This is a genomic window from Methylocystis sp. ATCC 49242 (assembly GCF_000188155.2).
Taxonomy (GTDB): Bacteria; Pseudomonadota; Alphaproteobacteria; order Rhizobiales; family Beijerinckiaceae; genus Methylocystis.
Genome location: NZ_KE124774.1, coordinates 991,829 through 1,005,368 on the forward strand (window position 1 = coordinate 991,829; position 13,540 = coordinate 1,005,368).

The following is a 13,540-nucleotide window of genomic DNA, read 5'->3' on the forward strand; positions in this document are numbered from 1 at the left end:
ACGCATGGCGAAGTCGCCTCGACTCAGGCGTCGCCCTCGGTCGGCGCGGCCGGCGGAACCATCACTTTCGCCTTGCGGGGAGCGCGCTTCTTCGCGGGAGCCTTGCGCGTCGTCTTCTTGGCCGCGCTCTTCCTGGCGGTCGCCTTCTTCGCGGTCGTCTTCTTGGTCACGGCGCGCTTCTTGGTCGCCGCCTTGCGGACAACCTTGCGAGCGGTCTTCTTGGTAGCGGTCTTGCGCACGCTCTTCTTGGCGGCGGCCTTCTTGGTCGCGCCGCGCTTCTTGGTCGCGGCCTTCTTCGTCGCAGCCTTCTTCGTCGCGCCTTTGCGCGCGCCTTTCTTGGCCGCCGCTTTCTTGGCCGGCTTACGCTTCGTTGTAGCTTTCGCCATAATAAGTCCCCTTGATCCGAATTGCCGGAAACCTGGTCGACCGACAATACGCGCAAATAGCGTAACGTGGTTAATCAGTCGTTCAAGTGGCGCGTCGCATGAAGTAACCGCAACAACGCGCGTCGCGACCATTTGTGCGATCTTCGATGATGAACAATTGCGTTCTGAAACTCGTGTCGACAGGCTTCGCGGATGCTGTCGTGAATGAATTGCGCGCGCCATTTCTTCGCGAGAGCAACCCCTCGCAGCGCAGCGCGGACGCGCCCGGCGACGCATTGCAAAGCGCCAGGGGCGCTGTTGCGACACATACGATGCGGCGCATCAATTCTTTGATTTTCTTTGCGATCATTACTCGCCGCGCGAAAGTCGCCGGCGCTTGCGAAGATCACGCGCGCACTTGTCGTTCAGAGATCCAGGGCGTGCGGACGACGCGTGAGACCCGTGTACTTGCGGGCATGAGAAAAGTCATGACGCGCAGTTCGACGAGAGAGCCGCCAGCACGTCGACGAACGCAATGTTGCGACTCCATCGCAGCAAAAAAAATTGTGCGCAGGGCGCGCAGAGACGCAAAAATCTTCGCCGCGACGCGTGCGCGAGATGAAAAATCGCGCAACACGTCGTCGTCAGTGATTCGTTTTACGGAAAAATCCGCGCTGGTCAGATGCCGAGTTTGCTCTTCAGCAGATCGTTCACGGCTTGCGGATTCGCCTTGCCGCCAGTCTGCTTCATCACCTGTCCGACAAACCATCCGAGCATCGTCGGCTTCGCCTTCGCCTGCTTGACCTTGTCGGGATTGGCGGCGATGACGGCGTCGACGGCGGCCTCGATCGCGCCCGTGTCGGTCACCTGCTTCATACCGCGCGCTTCGACGATCTCCTTCGGATCGCCGCCTTCGCTCCAGACAATCTCGAAGAGATCCTTGGCGATCTTTCCGGAAATGACGTTGCTGGAAATGAGTTCCACGATCGCGCCGAGCGCCTGCGCGGACACGGGCGAACGCGTCACATCCAGACCTTCCTTGTTGAGGCGGCCGAAGAGTTCGTTGATGACCCAGTTCGCTGCGAGCTTGGCGTCGCGTCCCTTCGCCGTCTCCTCGAAGAAGTCGGCGCTCGCCCGCTCCATCACCAGCACGCCGGCGTCATACGGCGGCAGGCCATACTGCTCGATGAAACGCGCGCGCTTCGCGTCGGGCAACTCCGGCAAACCGGCTTTCAGCGCATCGACATAGGCCTGATCGAACTCGAGCGGCAGCAGGTCGGGGTCAGGGAAATAACGATAGTCATGCGCTTCTTCCTTCGAGCGCATGGAGCGCGTCTCGCCCTTGCCGGGGTCGAAGAGACGCGTCTCCTGATCGATCTTGCCGCCGTCCTCGAGAATGCCGATCTGGCGGCGCGCTTCGACCTCGATCGCCTGACCGATGAAGCGGATCGAATTGACGTTCTTGATCTCACAACGCGTGCCGAGAGGTTCGCCCGGACGGCGCACGGAGACGTTCACATCGGCGCGCAACGAGCCCTGCTCCATATTGCCGTCGCAGGAGCCGATGTAGCGCAGCAGCGCGCGCAGCTTGGTGACATAGGCGCGCGCCTCTTCCGCCGAACGCATGTCGGGCTTGGAGACGATCTCCATCAGCGCGACGCCGCTACGGTTGAGGTCTACGTGGCTTTCCGTCGCGGAGAGATCGTGCAGTGACTTGCCGGCGTCCTGTTCGAGATGCAGGCGCTCGACGCCGACAGTGATGCGCTCGGTCGGCGACACGTCGACAATGACCGCGCCCTCGCCCACGATCGGATATTTGTACTGCGAGATCTGATAGCCCTGCGGCAGATCGGGATAGAAGTAGTTCTTTCGATCGAAGATGGAGCGCAGGTTGATCTGCGCCTCGAGGCCGAGCCCCGTGCGGATCGCCTGCTTGACGCATTCCTCATTGATCACCGGCAGCATACCGGGCATCGCCGCGTCGACGAGCGAGACGTGATCGTTCGGCGCGCCGCCATATTCGGCGGAGGCGCCGGAGAAGAGCTTGGCCTTGCTCGTCACCTGCGCATGAATTTCCATGCCGATGACGACTTCCCAGTCGCCGGTTGCGCCTTTTATGAGTTTCGAGGGAGCCGGCTGCGCTGTGGTCATGTGAAGGCCCATCTTTCGTGACGGCGGACGCCGTCTGTTTTCCTGCTGCGCCGGATATAAACCAGAGGCGGCGTCCGCGGAAAGCGGCAAGAGCAGGCGCCCCCGGATGTCTGATTTGGCGGGACGCCATTCGACAGCCTCGCCCTCGCCGCAAAGACCTGTCATCACGCTTCGTCGAGGCGGTCGCCGCGAGCGGCAAACCGATCGTCTGCTCGCCCCGGACGCCCTGTAAACGCCGCCAGCGGGCTTTTTCTGGACCGATTCCCGCTCCACCCCCTATATAAAGCCCGTACGGCGAAGACCGTGAGCTCTAAGCAGGGTAGCCAAAGCCGTCGCAACAGCCGGGCCGCAGAGACGGAGCGGCGCGAGGCCTCGTTTCATCGCGCCGAGCCCGAAGCTTGCCGACGCGAGACGGATCTCTCGCAAGCGCCGCGAACCCGCAGCGATCGGATCGCTTGTTAAATCGGCGCCGGATTGAAATCGTGGCGCCGCCGCTGACAGGTTGGTTGCATGGACGACAGGACGAACGGAAAAAACAGGCGCAAGGGCTGGATTGCGCGCATGCGCGCCGCGCCGCCCTATGTCAGCGTTCCGCTGGGGGTGTTTTTTGTCTTTGGCAGCTTTCTGAGTTTCCTGCCCGTCTTCGGGCTATGGATGCTGCCGCTTGGATTGTGGATCCTCGCGCCCAATGTTCCACTCGCCGACCGTATGGCGCGACGCATGCTCAAATGGTCGATCCGCAACGGCTTCGTGCGGGTGAAGCGCGTTGAGCGCCCCGAGGATCAGGAGCGCTCGTCGCCGTCTGACGATTGAGCGTCGCCCTTCGGCGCCTTGTCGCCCATCAGCCGCTCTTCATACTGGATCGACCATTCGATGATGGTCGTCCACAAATTCATCGCGAGTTCGACAGACAGGCTTTCGCGACGCGACGCGCCCAGAACGCGCGCCAGCACTTCGTCGACGCGCTCCGGCGCGCGCGCCGGTATGCCCAGACCCGGCTTCACTCTGGCGGCGCGTTCGATCTGGCGTTGACGTCTGGCGAGAAGCGTGACGAGCTCGTCGTCGAGTTCGTCTATCACGCGGCGCACGTCGGACATCTCGTCCTGAAGCGCCTGCAATGTTGAATCGGCAGCGGCCTTTTCGGCGCCGGGCGTGGTCATCATCAGGCCTCGCGCCACCAGGGTTGCGGGAACTCGATCTTCGGCGCCGCCTGTTCGATGGCGCTGGCGAGCGAGAAGAGCGTCTCTTCGTCGAAGGGTCGGCCGATGAGCTGAAGACCGAGCGGCAGGCCGTTCGCGGCGAGTCCGCCCGGCACGGCGATGCCCGGCAGGCCAGCCATGTTCACCGTGACGGTGAAGACGTCGTTGAGATACATCTCGACCGGATCACTCGAACCCTGCTCGCCCTGCGCAAAGGCGGTGGAGGGCGTCGCCGGCGTCAGCACCGCGTCGACGCCCGCGGCGAACGCCTGGTCGAAATCGCGCTTGATGAGGCTGCGCACCTTCTGCGCGCGCACGTAATAGGCGTCGTAATAACCGGCCGAGAGCACATAGGTTCCGATCATGATGCGGCGACGCACTTCTGCGCCAAAGCCCTTGGCGCGCGTCTTCTCATACATGTCGATGATATCGCGGCCCTGCTCGCGCAGACCATACCGCACGCCGTCGTAGCGGGCGAGGTTGGACGACGCTTCGGCCGGGGCGATGATGTAATAGGTCGGCAGCGCATATTTGGTGTGCGGCAGCGAAATCTCGACGATCTCCGCGCCCGCGTCCTTCAGCCAGGCGACGCCACGGTCCCAGAAGGCGGCGATTTCCGCTGACATGCCATCGAGGCGATATTCCTTCGGCACGCCGATCCGGCGGCCCTTCACCGAGGCGCCGATCGCGGCTTCGTAATCCGGCACGGGCGCGTCGACGCTCGTCGTGTCCTTCGGATCATGTCCCGCCATCGACCGCAGCATGATGGACGCGTCGCGCACGGTGCGCGTGATCGGCCCCGCCTGATCGAGTGAGGACGCGAAGGCGACGATGCCCCAGCGCGAACAGCGGCCATATGTCGGCTTGATGCCGACCGTGCCCGTAAAGGCGGCGGGCTGACGAATGGAGCCGCCGGTGTCGGTCGCGGTGGCGCCCATGCAGAGACGCGCCGCCACGGCGGCCGAAGAGCCGCCCGACGAACCGCCCGGAACGATCTTCGCCGACGGATCGCCTCCGCGCCGCCACGGCGAAATGACGGGACCGAAAGCGCTGGTCTCGTTCGACGAACCCATCGCGAATTCGTCGAGGTTCAATTTGCCGAGCGTCACCGCGCCGTCGCGCAGAAGATTGGCCGAGACGGTCGACTCATAAGTGGGCGTGAAGTTGCCGAGGATGCGGCTCGCGGCCGTCGTGCGCACGCCCTTCGAGCAATACAGATCCTTGATGCCGAGCGGCACGCCTTCGAGCGGCCCGCCCTCGCCGCGCGCCAGCTTCGCGTCGCTCGTCTCCGCCTGCCTGAGCGCGAGCTCCGGCGTTTCGGTGATGTAGCAGTTGAGGGCGCGCGCCTTTTCGATCGCGGCGACATGCGCTTTCGTCAACTCAACCGCCGAAAGCTTTTTCGTCTTCAGCGCGTCGCGCGCGTCAGCGAGGGAGAGATGCGTGAGATCGGACATTGAGTCTCTTTATATATCGAGGGCGGTCGAAGCGGTTGACCAATTCATTCGACGACCTTCGGCACGACGAAATAATTGTCCTCGCGCACAGGCGCATTGGCGAGAATGTCGTCGACAATGCCGCCGTCGGTCACCACGTCGGCCCGCTTTTTCATCTGCATCGGCAGAACGGAGGTGAGCGGCTCGACGCCTTCGACGTCGACGGCGCTGAGAGTCTCGACGAAGGAGAGTATGGCGTTGATCTCGCCGCCGAGACGTTCGACTTCATTCTCCTCGACGGCGATGCGCGCGAGGTGGGCGATGCGGCGAACGACCGCGGAATCGACAGACATGTTTGGCTCCGCCCGATGATCGGTTCAGGGCGCTATAGCGCTTGGGCTTTCGGGGCGCAATGCGGCGGCGGCGGAAAGCCGCAGAATCGGCCTCCGAGGTTTATCCGCCGGGGCCGACGTGCTAGCGCGGGAGCCATGACTGATGAAGCCACGCCAATCGAGGAAGTCGCCCGGGTTCTCCCCGCGAAAGGCCGCCTCATGGGGCTCGACCTCGGGACAAAGACGATCGGCCTCGCGCTTTCGGACGTCGAGCGGCGGCTCGCCTCCCCGCTCGACACGATAAAGCGGGTCAAATTCTCTCAGGACGCCGGGGCGCTGCTCCAGCGCGCGCAGGACTTCGACGTCCAGGCGCTGGTTTTCGGCCTGCCGCTCAACATGGACGGGACCGCGGGACCGCGCGCGCAGGCGACGCGAGCCTTCATGCGAAATCTGCGCAAGCTCACGCCCATCCCTTTTGTCTTTTGGGACGAACGGTTGTCCACCGCGGCGGTGACGCGGGAGCTGATCGCTCAGGACGCCTCCCGCGCCAAACGCGCCGAGGTCGTGGACCGCATGGCGGCGGCCTACATCCTGCAAGGCGCGCTCGATCGGCTCTCCCGCCTGGCCTGACAAACGAAAACCCCGCCGTGGCCGGCGGGGCGGAGGTTACCGGCTCGCCGCCGTCATCAGCGATGATGATGATGGTGGTGGGAGTGGCTATGGCAGTGATGGCCATGGCAGTGGCGATGGTGGTGACGAACACTGTGGTGATGATGCCGGCCGGTGTAGTGAACGGCCGTTGTTTGCGATGACAGCCCGATCGATTCGGGGCGCGTCGCGGTCGCCGGGCCGGCGACGGCTGAACCGGCAAATGTGAACATCGCAACAGCGCCAAGTGTGCTCAGCAAAATCGACTTCGTGCTCATTTTGGAGTCCCTCCTTGGGACGGGCAACGTAAGGTCATGTCTTTCAACGGCTCAGCTCAATCCATTCTTAGCCGGGCCGCCTATTGAGAAATAGGCGGTTAACGCCGAACTTCCAGAATTCGCGTCTTGCGTGCATTAGCTGGTTGACATTGCAAAACGAAAAAAGGAAAAGAAAGCTTAGAAAACTCTGAAGCTTAAGCCTGTCCGTCAAGGAGCTTCAGGTCTCCGGAGGCTATAATATGGGGCGTTCTACCGCATCTATTTCCGCTGCGCGCGCGGGAGCCAAACACGACGCCGCGCCGCCGCCAGGCGCGCCGCAGTCCAATGAAGATACAGCGGCACTTGCTGGCTATATTGCTGATATGACAGCAGAATTAGCGAAGCTTGCGGGCGGCTCCCAGATGCCCATGCTCGCCTATTTCCTCAATCTTGCTCGTGTCGAAGCTGAAATCCGCGCGCGGGAACTCGGCGGCGCCCCGATCAAACGCGGCTAATTATCACAACTTTTGATTGTAAACAAGCGAGACGGCGTTTGTCCCGTGACGCTCCAGCCGTCCCGCGAGGTCAAGCTCCACGAGCACGCCGTGAACGTCGCGCGCGGGCAACCCTGCGATGCGGATAAGTTCGTCCACCGCGACGGGCGACGGCCCCAGCAGCGACAGGACAACCTCATGCGGGTCGGCCACGCGCCCGTGAACTGGCGCTGAGGGGTCCGGCGAGGCTGTTTCCGGCCCGAGTTCCGGCTCCGGCGCCGCGAAGAGGGGACTCGGCGGTCCTTCCTCGAAGGCGAAAGCGCCCTGTGCAAGAAAGAGGTCGAGCTCGTCGAAAAGCGGCTCGTCCGCGCCCGCCCCTTCATCCGCGTCGAAAAGCTCGCCTCGGGGCGGTTTTGCCGCGCCCTCCGCCAGCGCCGTGATCACGTCCTCCGGCCGCGCGCAGAGCGTCGCTCCCTGGCGGATCAGGTCATTCGTTCCTTCCGCGCGCGGATCGAGCGGGGAGCCCGGCACGGCGAAGACCTCGCGCCCCTGCTCATTGGCGAAACGCGCGGTGATGAGCGAGCCGGACCGCCGCGCCGCCTCGACGACGACCGTCGCCCGGCTGATCCCCGATATGATTCGGTTTCGCCTAGGGAAATCGCGACCGCGCGGCTCCCACTCCAGCGGCATCTCCGAGACGATCAGGCCCCTTTCGGCGATTTCCTCGATGAGTCTGCCGTGCTCGGCCGGATAGGGCCGCGCCTGTCCGCCGGCGAGGACGGCGATAGTGCCGGTGTCCAGCGTCGCCCGGTGCGCCACCGCGTCAATGCCGCGAGCCAGACCGGAGACGACGACGAGGTCCTCCCTTGCAAAGCCGCGCGCCAGACGCTCGGCGAATGCGAGCCCTGCGGCGGAAGCGTTGCGCGAGCCGACGATGGCGACGCCGTCGCGGCGTGTGACCTCGCTGCTCCCCCGCAACGCCAGAACAGGAGGCGCATCCGGGATTTCGCGCAGCAACGGCGGGTAATCGGGATCGCCCGTCGTGGCGAAGCGGACGCCCATTGCTCGGGCGCGGTCGATCTCTTGCACTATCTCGTCGCGGGGGGCGATGCGGATACTGCGGTCGCGGAGCGAGCGCGCGGCAATGTCCGGCAACGCCTCCAGCGCCGCCCGAGCGCCGCCGAAGCGGTTGACGAGTTGTCGAAAAGTGCGCGGCCCGATGTTCTCGCTTCGGATCAGGCGGAGCCAGTCGACGAGTTGCTCGTCGCTGAGCCGCGCGCCCGGGGCCGCGCCGCTCATGCCTTCTGCCCGATGCGGCTTTCGGTCCCCGCGCGCAGCCGGGCGATATTTTCACTGTGCTTGCGCCATAGCATCGCCGCCATCGCCGCAACGACGAGGGCCTCGCCGCCATGCCCCAGCGCGAAAAGCAGGACGGGCGACGCCGCGCTGGCGACAAGGGCCGAGAGTGAGGAGTAGCGCGAGATCGCCGCCACGCTCAGCCACACCGCGCAGAAGGCGAGACCGGTCGGCCAATGCAGACCGAACAGGCAGCCGAGGAAGGTTGCGACGCCCTTGCCGCCCTTGAATTTAAGCCAGACCGGAGCGATGTGGCCGACGAAGGCGGCAAAACCCGCGATCATCGCGCCCTCGGGCGAAAGCATCCCGCCGACAAGCACGGCGGCGGTTCCCTTCAGCGCATCGAGAATGAGGGTCGCCGCCGCGAGATCCTTTCGTCCCGTGCGCAGCACATTGGTCGCGCCGATATTGCCGGAGCCGATTGAGCGGAGGTCGCTCGTCCCGGCGCCGCGCGTCAGCAGCAGGCCGAAGGGGATGGAGCCGAGAAGATAGCCGATGACGAGGGCGAGCGCGTTGGGAAGGAAGGAACCCATGGACGGAAACGCGAAATCCTGAGCGAGTGGAAGCGCCTGCTGGGGCGGCGCGATGCTAAAGGAGCGTCGGCTGCGCCGCAACCCGGCGTTTACAATGTTCGCGCAACCCTGCGACGCTTTCGCGACGACGCACTTATCCCCACATGGAGCGCAAGCGCAAGCGCAAGCACGGAGAAAAAAAGCCGTCGTTCCGCCGCCGACCGACCGATGCCGCTCCCGTTTTGGAGACGAAAGCGGTAAAGGGGGGAGCGACAAGCCAGGACAGGACATGAGCAACTCAGAGCGCAAACCGCGCCCACGCGCCTTCCGACTTCAGGGCGACGAGACGGTGACGACCAAGGCCAAGCCGCAGGTCATCGAGCCCGACGTCGATGTTTTCGCCCGTGAGGCGGCGGAACTCGTCGACGGCATGACCGGGGACGAGTCGGCCGTCGCGGCGGCGCAGGCAAATGGGCTGCTGCGACGTTACGTCTTTTCATGGGGCGGGATTTTCTTCTCGGCGCTCAGCGGGCTCATTTCGCTCGGGCTGACCGTCTGGGCGTGGAACCTGGTCGAAGACCTCTTCAGCCGCTCTCTCGTTCTGGGCACGATCGGATTCGCGCTCGCGGCCCTGACAGCCGTGGCGGCGCTCGTCTTCCTTACGCGCGAACTCTTGGCGATCGCGCGCCAGAACCGCATCGCCAAATTGCACAAGTTGCTCGCCGACGCCCATTCGGCCGACGATGGCAAAGCCGCCCGCGAGCATGTGGCGGAACTCTGCAAGATTTACGAGCATCGTCCCGACATGGCGCGCGCGCGCGCCCAGGTCGGCGATTACGTCAAGCAGATCATCGACGGACGCGATCTCATCGATCTCGCCGAGCGAAATCTCATCAGGCCGCTCGACGATCAGGCGCGCCGCGAAATCGCCGCGGCGGCGAAGCGCGTGTCCGTCGTTACGGCCGTCAGCCCGCGCGCCTTGCTCGATGTGATCTTCGTTGCGGGACAAGTCATCTTCCTGATGCGCCGAGTGTCGGAAATCTACGGAGGGCGGCCGGGCCTGTTCGGCTTCTTCCGCCTCGCGCGCTCGGTCGGCGCGCATCTCGCGATTACCGGCGTCGTCGCCGTGGGCGACACGCTCTTGCAGCAGGTCATCGGCCATGGCGTGGCCTCGCGCCTGTCGGCGAAACTCGGCGAGGGCGTGCTGAACGGCCTGCTCACCGCGCGCGTCGGACTTTCCGCCATGGCGGTGTGCCGCCCTACTCCCTTCGTCGCCGAGAAGCCCCCGACCGTCGGCGATGTCGCGCCCTTCCTGTTCGGCGACAAATCCAAGAGCTGAAGATTTGAAGATCACGACCTGGAACATCAATTCCGTGCGGCTGCGAATGCCGCTCGTCGCGCATTTTCTGAAGACGCGCGCGCCCGATGTGCTCTGCCTGCAGGAAACCAAATGCCGCGACGCGGAATTTCCGATGAAGGATTTCCATGCGCTCGGCTATCGACATGTGGCGATCAACGGGCAGAAGGGCTACCACGGCGTCGCGGTCGTTTCGAAAAAGCCGCTGCGTTTCGTCGAGAAACGCGATTTCTGCGAGAAAGGCGACGCCCGCCACATCGCCGTCGAGATCGAGGCCAAGAGCGGGCCCATCATGCTGCACAATTTCTATGTGCCGGCGGGCGGAGACGAGCCCGATGTCGAGATCAATCCGAAGTTCGCGCACAAGCTCGATTTTCTCGACGAAATGAAGAGCTGGATCGAAACGGAAGGCGTCACGAAAGGCCGGGTCGCGCTGGTCGGCGACCTGAACATTGCGCCGCTCGAACATGACGTCTGGAGCCACAAGGCGCTGCTGAAAGTCGTGAGCCATACGCCCGTCGAGGTCGAGAAGCTGACGGACGTCTTTCGCGCCGGCAGATGGATAGACGCCATGCGTCATTTCGTGCCGGCCGACGAAAAGCTCTATACTTGGTGGAGTTATCGTGCAGCGGATTGGGCGGCGTCCAACCGCGGCCGACGGCTCGATCATATTCTGGTGAGCGAAGCGCTCGGCGGCGCGCTTTCGCGGCTGGACGTCCTGCAGGAAGCGCGCGGCTGGGAACGGCCGTCGGACCATGTGCCGGTGACGATCGAACTGTCGGAGTAGGCATCGAGCGACAGGAGGCCAAATGATCGCCCGCGACCTGATGAACAGTGACTTCCCCTTTGTGACCGTCGACGCTGATCTCGACTATGTCGCAAAGCTGCTCGCTGAATGTGGTCTCGGCGCGGTTCCCGTCGTCGACGAACGTCGCGCGCCCATCGGCATCGTCACACGCAGCAATCTCGAAGAGAAGATCCAGGCGCCGGGCGCTGACCTCGGCGAAATACCCGAATTCCTGTTGCGCAATCGCCGCCGGCCGCCACTGCGCGCCAATGGCCGCGCGCTGCGCGACGTGATGACCACGCCCGCGATTTCCGTGCCCGAAACGGCGGCGCTCGCCGACATCGCGCGAATGATGGAGTCCTGCAAGCTCAAACGCATTCCCGTTGTCGATGGCGACAGGATCATCGGCCTCCTGCTGCGCAAGGAGGTGATGAATGCAATGAGCGCCGCCGCTTCGACGCAGGAAGCCGGCCGCACACGTCCCGTCATCACCCTGCCCCAGCATGTCGAACCGACCGACCGCTGCGCGGTCGCGTCAGCGGAGGAATTTCGTGAGCTCGTGGCGGCGCATGAGCGCAATCTGGACGCAGAGCGCGCCGAACGTCAGCGGATCGTCCGCGAATCACGCGACGAACGCATCAGGGAACTCGCAAAACGGCGCCTGACCGACGGGCAATGGCGAGAGATGTTGCATCAGGCCCGGCGCAACGCCGCGGCCGGCCTGACTGAATACATGCTGGTCCGCTTTCCTTCGCAGCTTTGTTCCGATGGCGGCCGCGCCATCAACGCGCCCGATCATCACTGGCCGGAGACGCTGCGCGGCGAGCCGGCCGACATTTTCCGGCGCTGGCGCAATGAGCTGCAACCGCGGGGCTTCAAGATCGCGGCGCAGATCATCGACTTTCCCGAAGGGATTCCGGGCGACGCCGCGCTCTTTCTGATCTGGGGCGCAGGCGCTTCCTGACGGGTTTACTGCTTCCGGGCGTCCGCGACGGCGCGCAGCTCCGCCAGCGAGGAGAATCGCTCCGACCCCGTCGCGGTGCGCATCTCCACCGAGCCGTCGGAATACATCACATAAGTGGCTTCGCCCGCCGTGTAGCGATCGACTTCCGTCGGCTCTTCCAAGGGCTTTTCCGCCGGCGCTTCGACTGGCTTTGCCGCAACTGCCGGTTTCGGCGGCGGCGCAGGCGGCGCGGCTGTCGAAACGGGCGGAGCAGCTATTACCGCCGGCGTGTCGCTCGCGACCTGCGGCGCAAGACGCGCCAGATGCGCCACGACGCGGCCGAGCGCGATCGTCACCACGCCGCCTGACAGCGCGACCGCGCCGGAGATGAAAAGGCTCCAACCGCGCTCGAGCTGGATGAGATCCCAACCAGACCACATGCCGTATCCGCCCGCGGCCGCCAGCAGCAGCCCCGACGTCGTGACGCCCAATCCTGACAAGTTGCGTTTCATGTCGTTCCCGCAATTCGAGCCGTGCGGTTGTATCACAACACGCGCGGCGCGGCATGCCGGGAAAGGCAAGGCTTCAGTCGGAATCAAATACTTTATTTTACATTATATATACATAAAGACCGTAGACGCGGCAGAAGCTCGACCTTAGGCATAGGCTCAATATATATGATATCTTGATATCAAATTTTCAATATGTTGATTTTTTGCCAGCGGCCGAAATGTCGACGCTCCATTTTTTTCCATATAAATCAGCTATTTATAAAATAACTTAGAATGCGTCTTGATGCCGCATAGTATAATCCACACCTAATACAAACCTCCTGCTGATCGGCCGATAAAGCGGCGGGCCAATGCATCACGCCCCCCGGGGCACTCGGTCCGGGGGTTACCGAAACTCAATGGAGACGCATTAATGAAGGGCTTGTCGCTCAAAAGCGGTCTTGCGGCCGCCGCTCTTACCCTGGTCGCCGCGGTCGGCGTCAATCTCGCGCCATCCGCCGCATTGGCGCATGGCGGCGTGAAGCTCGAACAGGACGAATGCGTCCTGCGCATCGGCCCCAATACGATGCACTTCATCGGCTATCAGCGTACGGGGGAAGAACAGGAATTTTGCGAGGACATCGCCCAGACCGGTCCGACTGTCATCGCGCTCGAAGCCGTCTCCGAGGAGCTGCGCGACATGGCTATCGGCGTGCGCGTGATCAAGGATGTCGGCGGCGAGGCGAATGAGAAGGGCGACCTGACGGCCGCCACCGTCTTCTTCATGGAGCCGAAGGTCTACCGCAACGGCATCATGACTTTCGAGCACGACTTCAAGGACGCCGGCCATTACGTCGGCATCGTGACGGTGCGCGACGATCTCGGCAATGAGTGGACCTCACGCTTCCCCTTCACGGTTGGCCTCTACACCTTCTGGGGAATGATCGAATACATCCTCTACGGAGTTGGCTTCGTGGCGCTGGTGGTGGGGATGTGGCTCGCCATTCGCGCGAAGGCGAACAAGGCCGCACAACCGGCCGACGTGACGGCCTGAGCCTCTGATAGACAAGGAATGATGGGCCCGGCGTGAGCCGGGCCTTTCTGTTTGTGCGACGACGGCGCGAAATCGGGCGCCGCGGCTATTCTTCGATATTGCCGCACCGAAGCGGTGGAGCTAGTTAACCGCAGGGCCCTTGAAGCTCTATTCCTTGTCAG

Annotated in this window: 16 protein-coding genes; 7 read left to right on the top strand and 9 right to left on the bottom strand. The window is 63.7% G+C overall.

Features of this window, described 5'->3' with window-relative positions:
- Nucleotides 1–23: 23 nt before the first annotated feature.
- Complete coding sequence (locus tag MET49242_RS06790) at nt 24–386, bottom strand: hypothetical protein (protein WP_036281682.1); 363 nt, start codon at nt 384–386, stop codon at nt 24–26.
- 657 nt (nt 387–1,043) lie between these two features.
- Nucleotides 1,044–2,516, bottom strand: coding sequence for an Asp-tRNA(Asn)/Glu-tRNA(Gln) amidotransferase subunit GatB (gatB, locus tag MET49242_RS06800; protein ID WP_036287201.1), 1,473 nt, complete (start codon nt 2,514–2,516; stop codon nt 1,044–1,046).
- Nucleotides 2,517–3,026: 510 nt separating this feature from the next.
- Here gatB and MET49242_RS06805 point away from each other — a divergent pair.
- Nucleotides 3,027–3,329 carry a hypothetical protein gene (locus MET49242_RS06805; RefSeq protein WP_036281686.1) on the top strand — a complete coding sequence of 101 codons (303 nt, stop codon included), beginning with the start codon at nt 3,027–3,029 and terminating at the stop codon, nt 3,327–3,329.
- Here the strand turns inward: MET49242_RS06805 and MET49242_RS06810 are convergent.
- The 3 genes from MET49242_RS06810 to gatC are packed head-to-tail and all read right to left on the bottom strand — an operon-like array spanning nt 3,299 to nt 5,501.
- A complete protein-coding gene (locus MET49242_RS06810) occupies nt 3,299–3,676 on the bottom strand; it encodes a chorismate mutase (protein ID WP_051134476.1) in 378 nt (125 codons plus the stop codon). The genes MET49242_RS06805 and MET49242_RS06810 overlap by 31 nt on opposite strands.
- 2 nt (nt 3,677–3,678) lie before the next feature.
- Complete coding sequence (gene gatA / locus MET49242_RS06815; protein ID WP_036281689.1) at nt 3,679–5,169, bottom strand: Asp-tRNA(Asn)/Glu-tRNA(Gln) amidotransferase subunit GatA; 1,491 nt, start codon at nt 5,167–5,169, stop codon at nt 3,679–3,681.
- 44 nt (nt 5,170–5,213) lie between these two features.
- Nucleotides 5,214–5,501 carry an Asp-tRNA(Asn)/Glu-tRNA(Gln) amidotransferase subunit GatC gene (gatC, locus tag MET49242_RS06820; RefSeq protein ID WP_036281691.1) on the bottom strand — a complete coding sequence of 96 codons (288 nt, stop codon included), beginning with the start codon at nt 5,499–5,501 and terminating at the stop codon, nt 5,214–5,216.
- Nucleotides 5,502–5,636: 135 nt separating this feature from the next.
- Here gatC and ruvX point away from each other — a divergent pair, with 135 nt between their 5' ends.
- Nucleotides 5,637–6,110, top strand: coding sequence for a Holliday junction resolvase RuvX (ruvX, locus tag MET49242_RS06825; RefSeq protein ID WP_036281693.1), 474 nt, complete (start codon nt 5,637–5,639; stop codon nt 6,108–6,110).
- A gap of 56 nt (nt 6,111–6,166) precedes the next feature.
- On the opposite strand, the gene MET49242_RS23965 is transcribed toward ruvX, so the two are convergent.
- Nucleotides 6,167–6,406, bottom strand: coding sequence for a hypothetical protein (locus MET49242_RS23965; RefSeq protein WP_144259497.1), 240 nt, complete (start codon nt 6,404–6,406; stop codon nt 6,167–6,169).
- Nucleotides 6,407–6,768: 362 nt separating this feature from the next.
- On the opposite strand from MET49242_RS23965, the gene MET49242_RS26345 reads away from it, so the two are divergent.
- Complete coding sequence (locus tag MET49242_RS26345) at nt 6,769–6,900, top strand: hypothetical protein (RefSeq protein ID WP_256378576.1); 132 nt, start codon at nt 6,769–6,771, stop codon at nt 6,898–6,900.
- Between the two features lie 3 nt (nt 6,901–6,903).
- Here MET49242_RS26345 and dprA read toward each other — a convergent pair whose 3' ends face one another.
- Together dprA and plsY are read right to left on the bottom strand one after the other, a co-directional pair.
- Nucleotides 6,904–8,178 carry a DNA-processing protein DprA gene (dprA, locus tag MET49242_RS06835; protein WP_036281696.1) on the bottom strand — a complete coding sequence of 425 codons (1,275 nt, stop codon included), beginning with the start codon at nt 8,176–8,178 and terminating at the stop codon, nt 6,904–6,906.
- Entirely contained in the window at nt 8,175–8,768 is a 594-nt protein-coding gene (gene plsY / locus MET49242_RS06840) for a glycerol-3-phosphate 1-O-acyltransferase PlsY (RefSeq protein ID WP_036281699.1), read from the bottom strand. The genes dprA and plsY overlap by 4 nt, the downstream gene beginning before the upstream one ends.
- A 268-nt stretch (nt 8,769–9,036) precedes the next feature.
- On the opposite strand from plsY, the gene MET49242_RS06845 reads away from it, so the two are divergent.
- From MET49242_RS06845 to MET49242_RS06855, 3 genes are read left to right on the top strand one after another with little or no spacing between them, the layout of a single operon-like run.
- Entirely contained in the window at nt 9,037–10,086 is a 1,050-nt protein-coding gene (locus tag MET49242_RS06845; protein ID WP_036281701.1) for a YcjF family protein, read from the top strand.
- The gene (xth, locus tag MET49242_RS06850; RefSeq protein WP_036281704.1) at nt 10,046–10,891 is read left to right on the top strand and encodes an exodeoxyribonuclease III; all 846 of its coding nucleotides are present in this window, start codon (nt 10,046–10,048) and stop codon (nt 10,889–10,891) included. The genes MET49242_RS06845 and xth overlap by 41 nt, the downstream gene beginning before the upstream one ends.
- Nucleotides 10,892–10,913: 22 nt before the next feature.
- Complete coding sequence (locus MET49242_RS06855; RefSeq protein ID WP_036281707.1) at nt 10,914–11,855, top strand: cyclic nucleotide-binding/CBS domain-containing protein; 942 nt, start codon at nt 10,914–10,916, stop codon at nt 11,853–11,855.
- A gap of 5 nt (nt 11,856–11,860) precedes the next feature.
- Here MET49242_RS06855 and MET49242_RS06860 read toward each other — a convergent pair whose 3' ends face one another.
- On the bottom strand, nt 11,861–12,346 hold the full coding sequence (locus MET49242_RS06860) for a hypothetical protein (protein ID WP_036281709.1): 486 nt from the start codon (nt 12,344–12,346) through the stop codon (nt 11,861–11,863).
- 412 nt (nt 12,347–12,758) lie between these two features.
- Here MET49242_RS06860 and MET49242_RS06865 point away from each other — a divergent pair, with 412 nt between their 5' ends.
- Nucleotides 12,759–13,379: a hypothetical protein gene (locus MET49242_RS06865; RefSeq protein ID WP_036281711.1), complete on the top strand. Its 621-nt coding sequence runs from the start codon at nt 12,759–12,761 to the stop codon at nt 13,377–13,379.
- The last annotated feature ends 161 nt before the right edge of the window (nt 13,380–13,540 follow it).

Bases quoted from the DNA above. Each gene is read 5' to 3' on its own strand.
- MET49242_RS06845 (WP_036281701.1), top strand. From the start codon at position 9,037: ATGAGCAACTCAGAGCGCAAACCGCGCCCACGCGCCTTCCGACTTCAG.
- gatB (WP_036287201.1), bottom strand. From the start codon at position 2,516: ATGACCACAGCGCAGCCGGCTCCCTCGAAACTCATAAAAGGCGCAACC.
- MET49242_RS06810 (WP_051134476.1), bottom strand. From the start codon at position 3,676: ATGACCACGCCCGGCGCCGAAAAGGCCGCTGCCGATTCAACATTGCAG.
- MET49242_RS06790 (WP_036281682.1), bottom strand. From the start codon at position 386: ATGGCGAAAGCTACAACGAAGCGTAAGCCGGCCAAGAAAGCGGCGGCC.
- xth (WP_036281704.1), top strand. From the start codon at position 10,046: ATGTCGCGCCCTTCCTGTTCGGCGACAAATCCAAGAGCTGAAGATTTG.
- ruvX (WP_036281693.1), top strand. From the start codon at position 5,637: ATGACTGATGAAGCCACGCCAATCGAGGAAGTCGCCCGGGTTCTCCCC.
- MET49242_RS26345 (WP_256378576.1), top strand. From the start codon at position 6,769: ATGACAGCAGAATTAGCGAAGCTTGCGGGCGGCTCCCAGATGCCCATG.
- dprA (WP_036281696.1), bottom strand. From the start codon at position 8,178: ATGAGCGGCGCGGCCCCGGGCGCGCGGCTCAGCGACGAGCAACTCGTC.
- plsY (WP_036281699.1), bottom strand. From the start codon at position 8,768: ATGGGTTCCTTCCTTCCCAACGCGCTCGCCCTCGTCATCGGCTATCTT.
- MET49242_RS06805 (WP_036281686.1), top strand. From the start codon at position 3,027: ATGGACGACAGGACGAACGGAAAAAACAGGCGCAAGGGCTGGATTGCG.
- MET49242_RS06865 (WP_036281711.1), top strand. From the start codon at position 12,759: ATGAAGGGCTTGTCGCTCAAAAGCGGTCTTGCGGCCGCCGCTCTTACC.
- MET49242_RS23965 (WP_144259497.1), bottom strand. From the start codon at position 6,406: ATGAGCACGAAGTCGATTTTGCTGAGCACACTTGGCGCTGTTGCGATG.
- gatA (WP_036281689.1), bottom strand. From the start codon at position 5,169: ATGTCCGATCTCACGCATCTCTCCCTCGCTGACGCGCGCGACGCGCTG.
- MET49242_RS06855 (WP_036281707.1), top strand. From the start codon at position 10,914: ATGATCGCCCGCGACCTGATGAACAGTGACTTCCCCTTTGTGACCGTC.
- gatC (WP_036281691.1), bottom strand. From the start codon at position 5,501: ATGTCTGTCGATTCCGCGGTCGTTCGCCGCATCGCCCACCTCGCGCGC.
- MET49242_RS06860 (WP_036281709.1), bottom strand. From the start codon at position 12,346: ATGAAACGCAACTTGTCAGGATTGGGCGTCACGACGTCGGGGCTGCTG.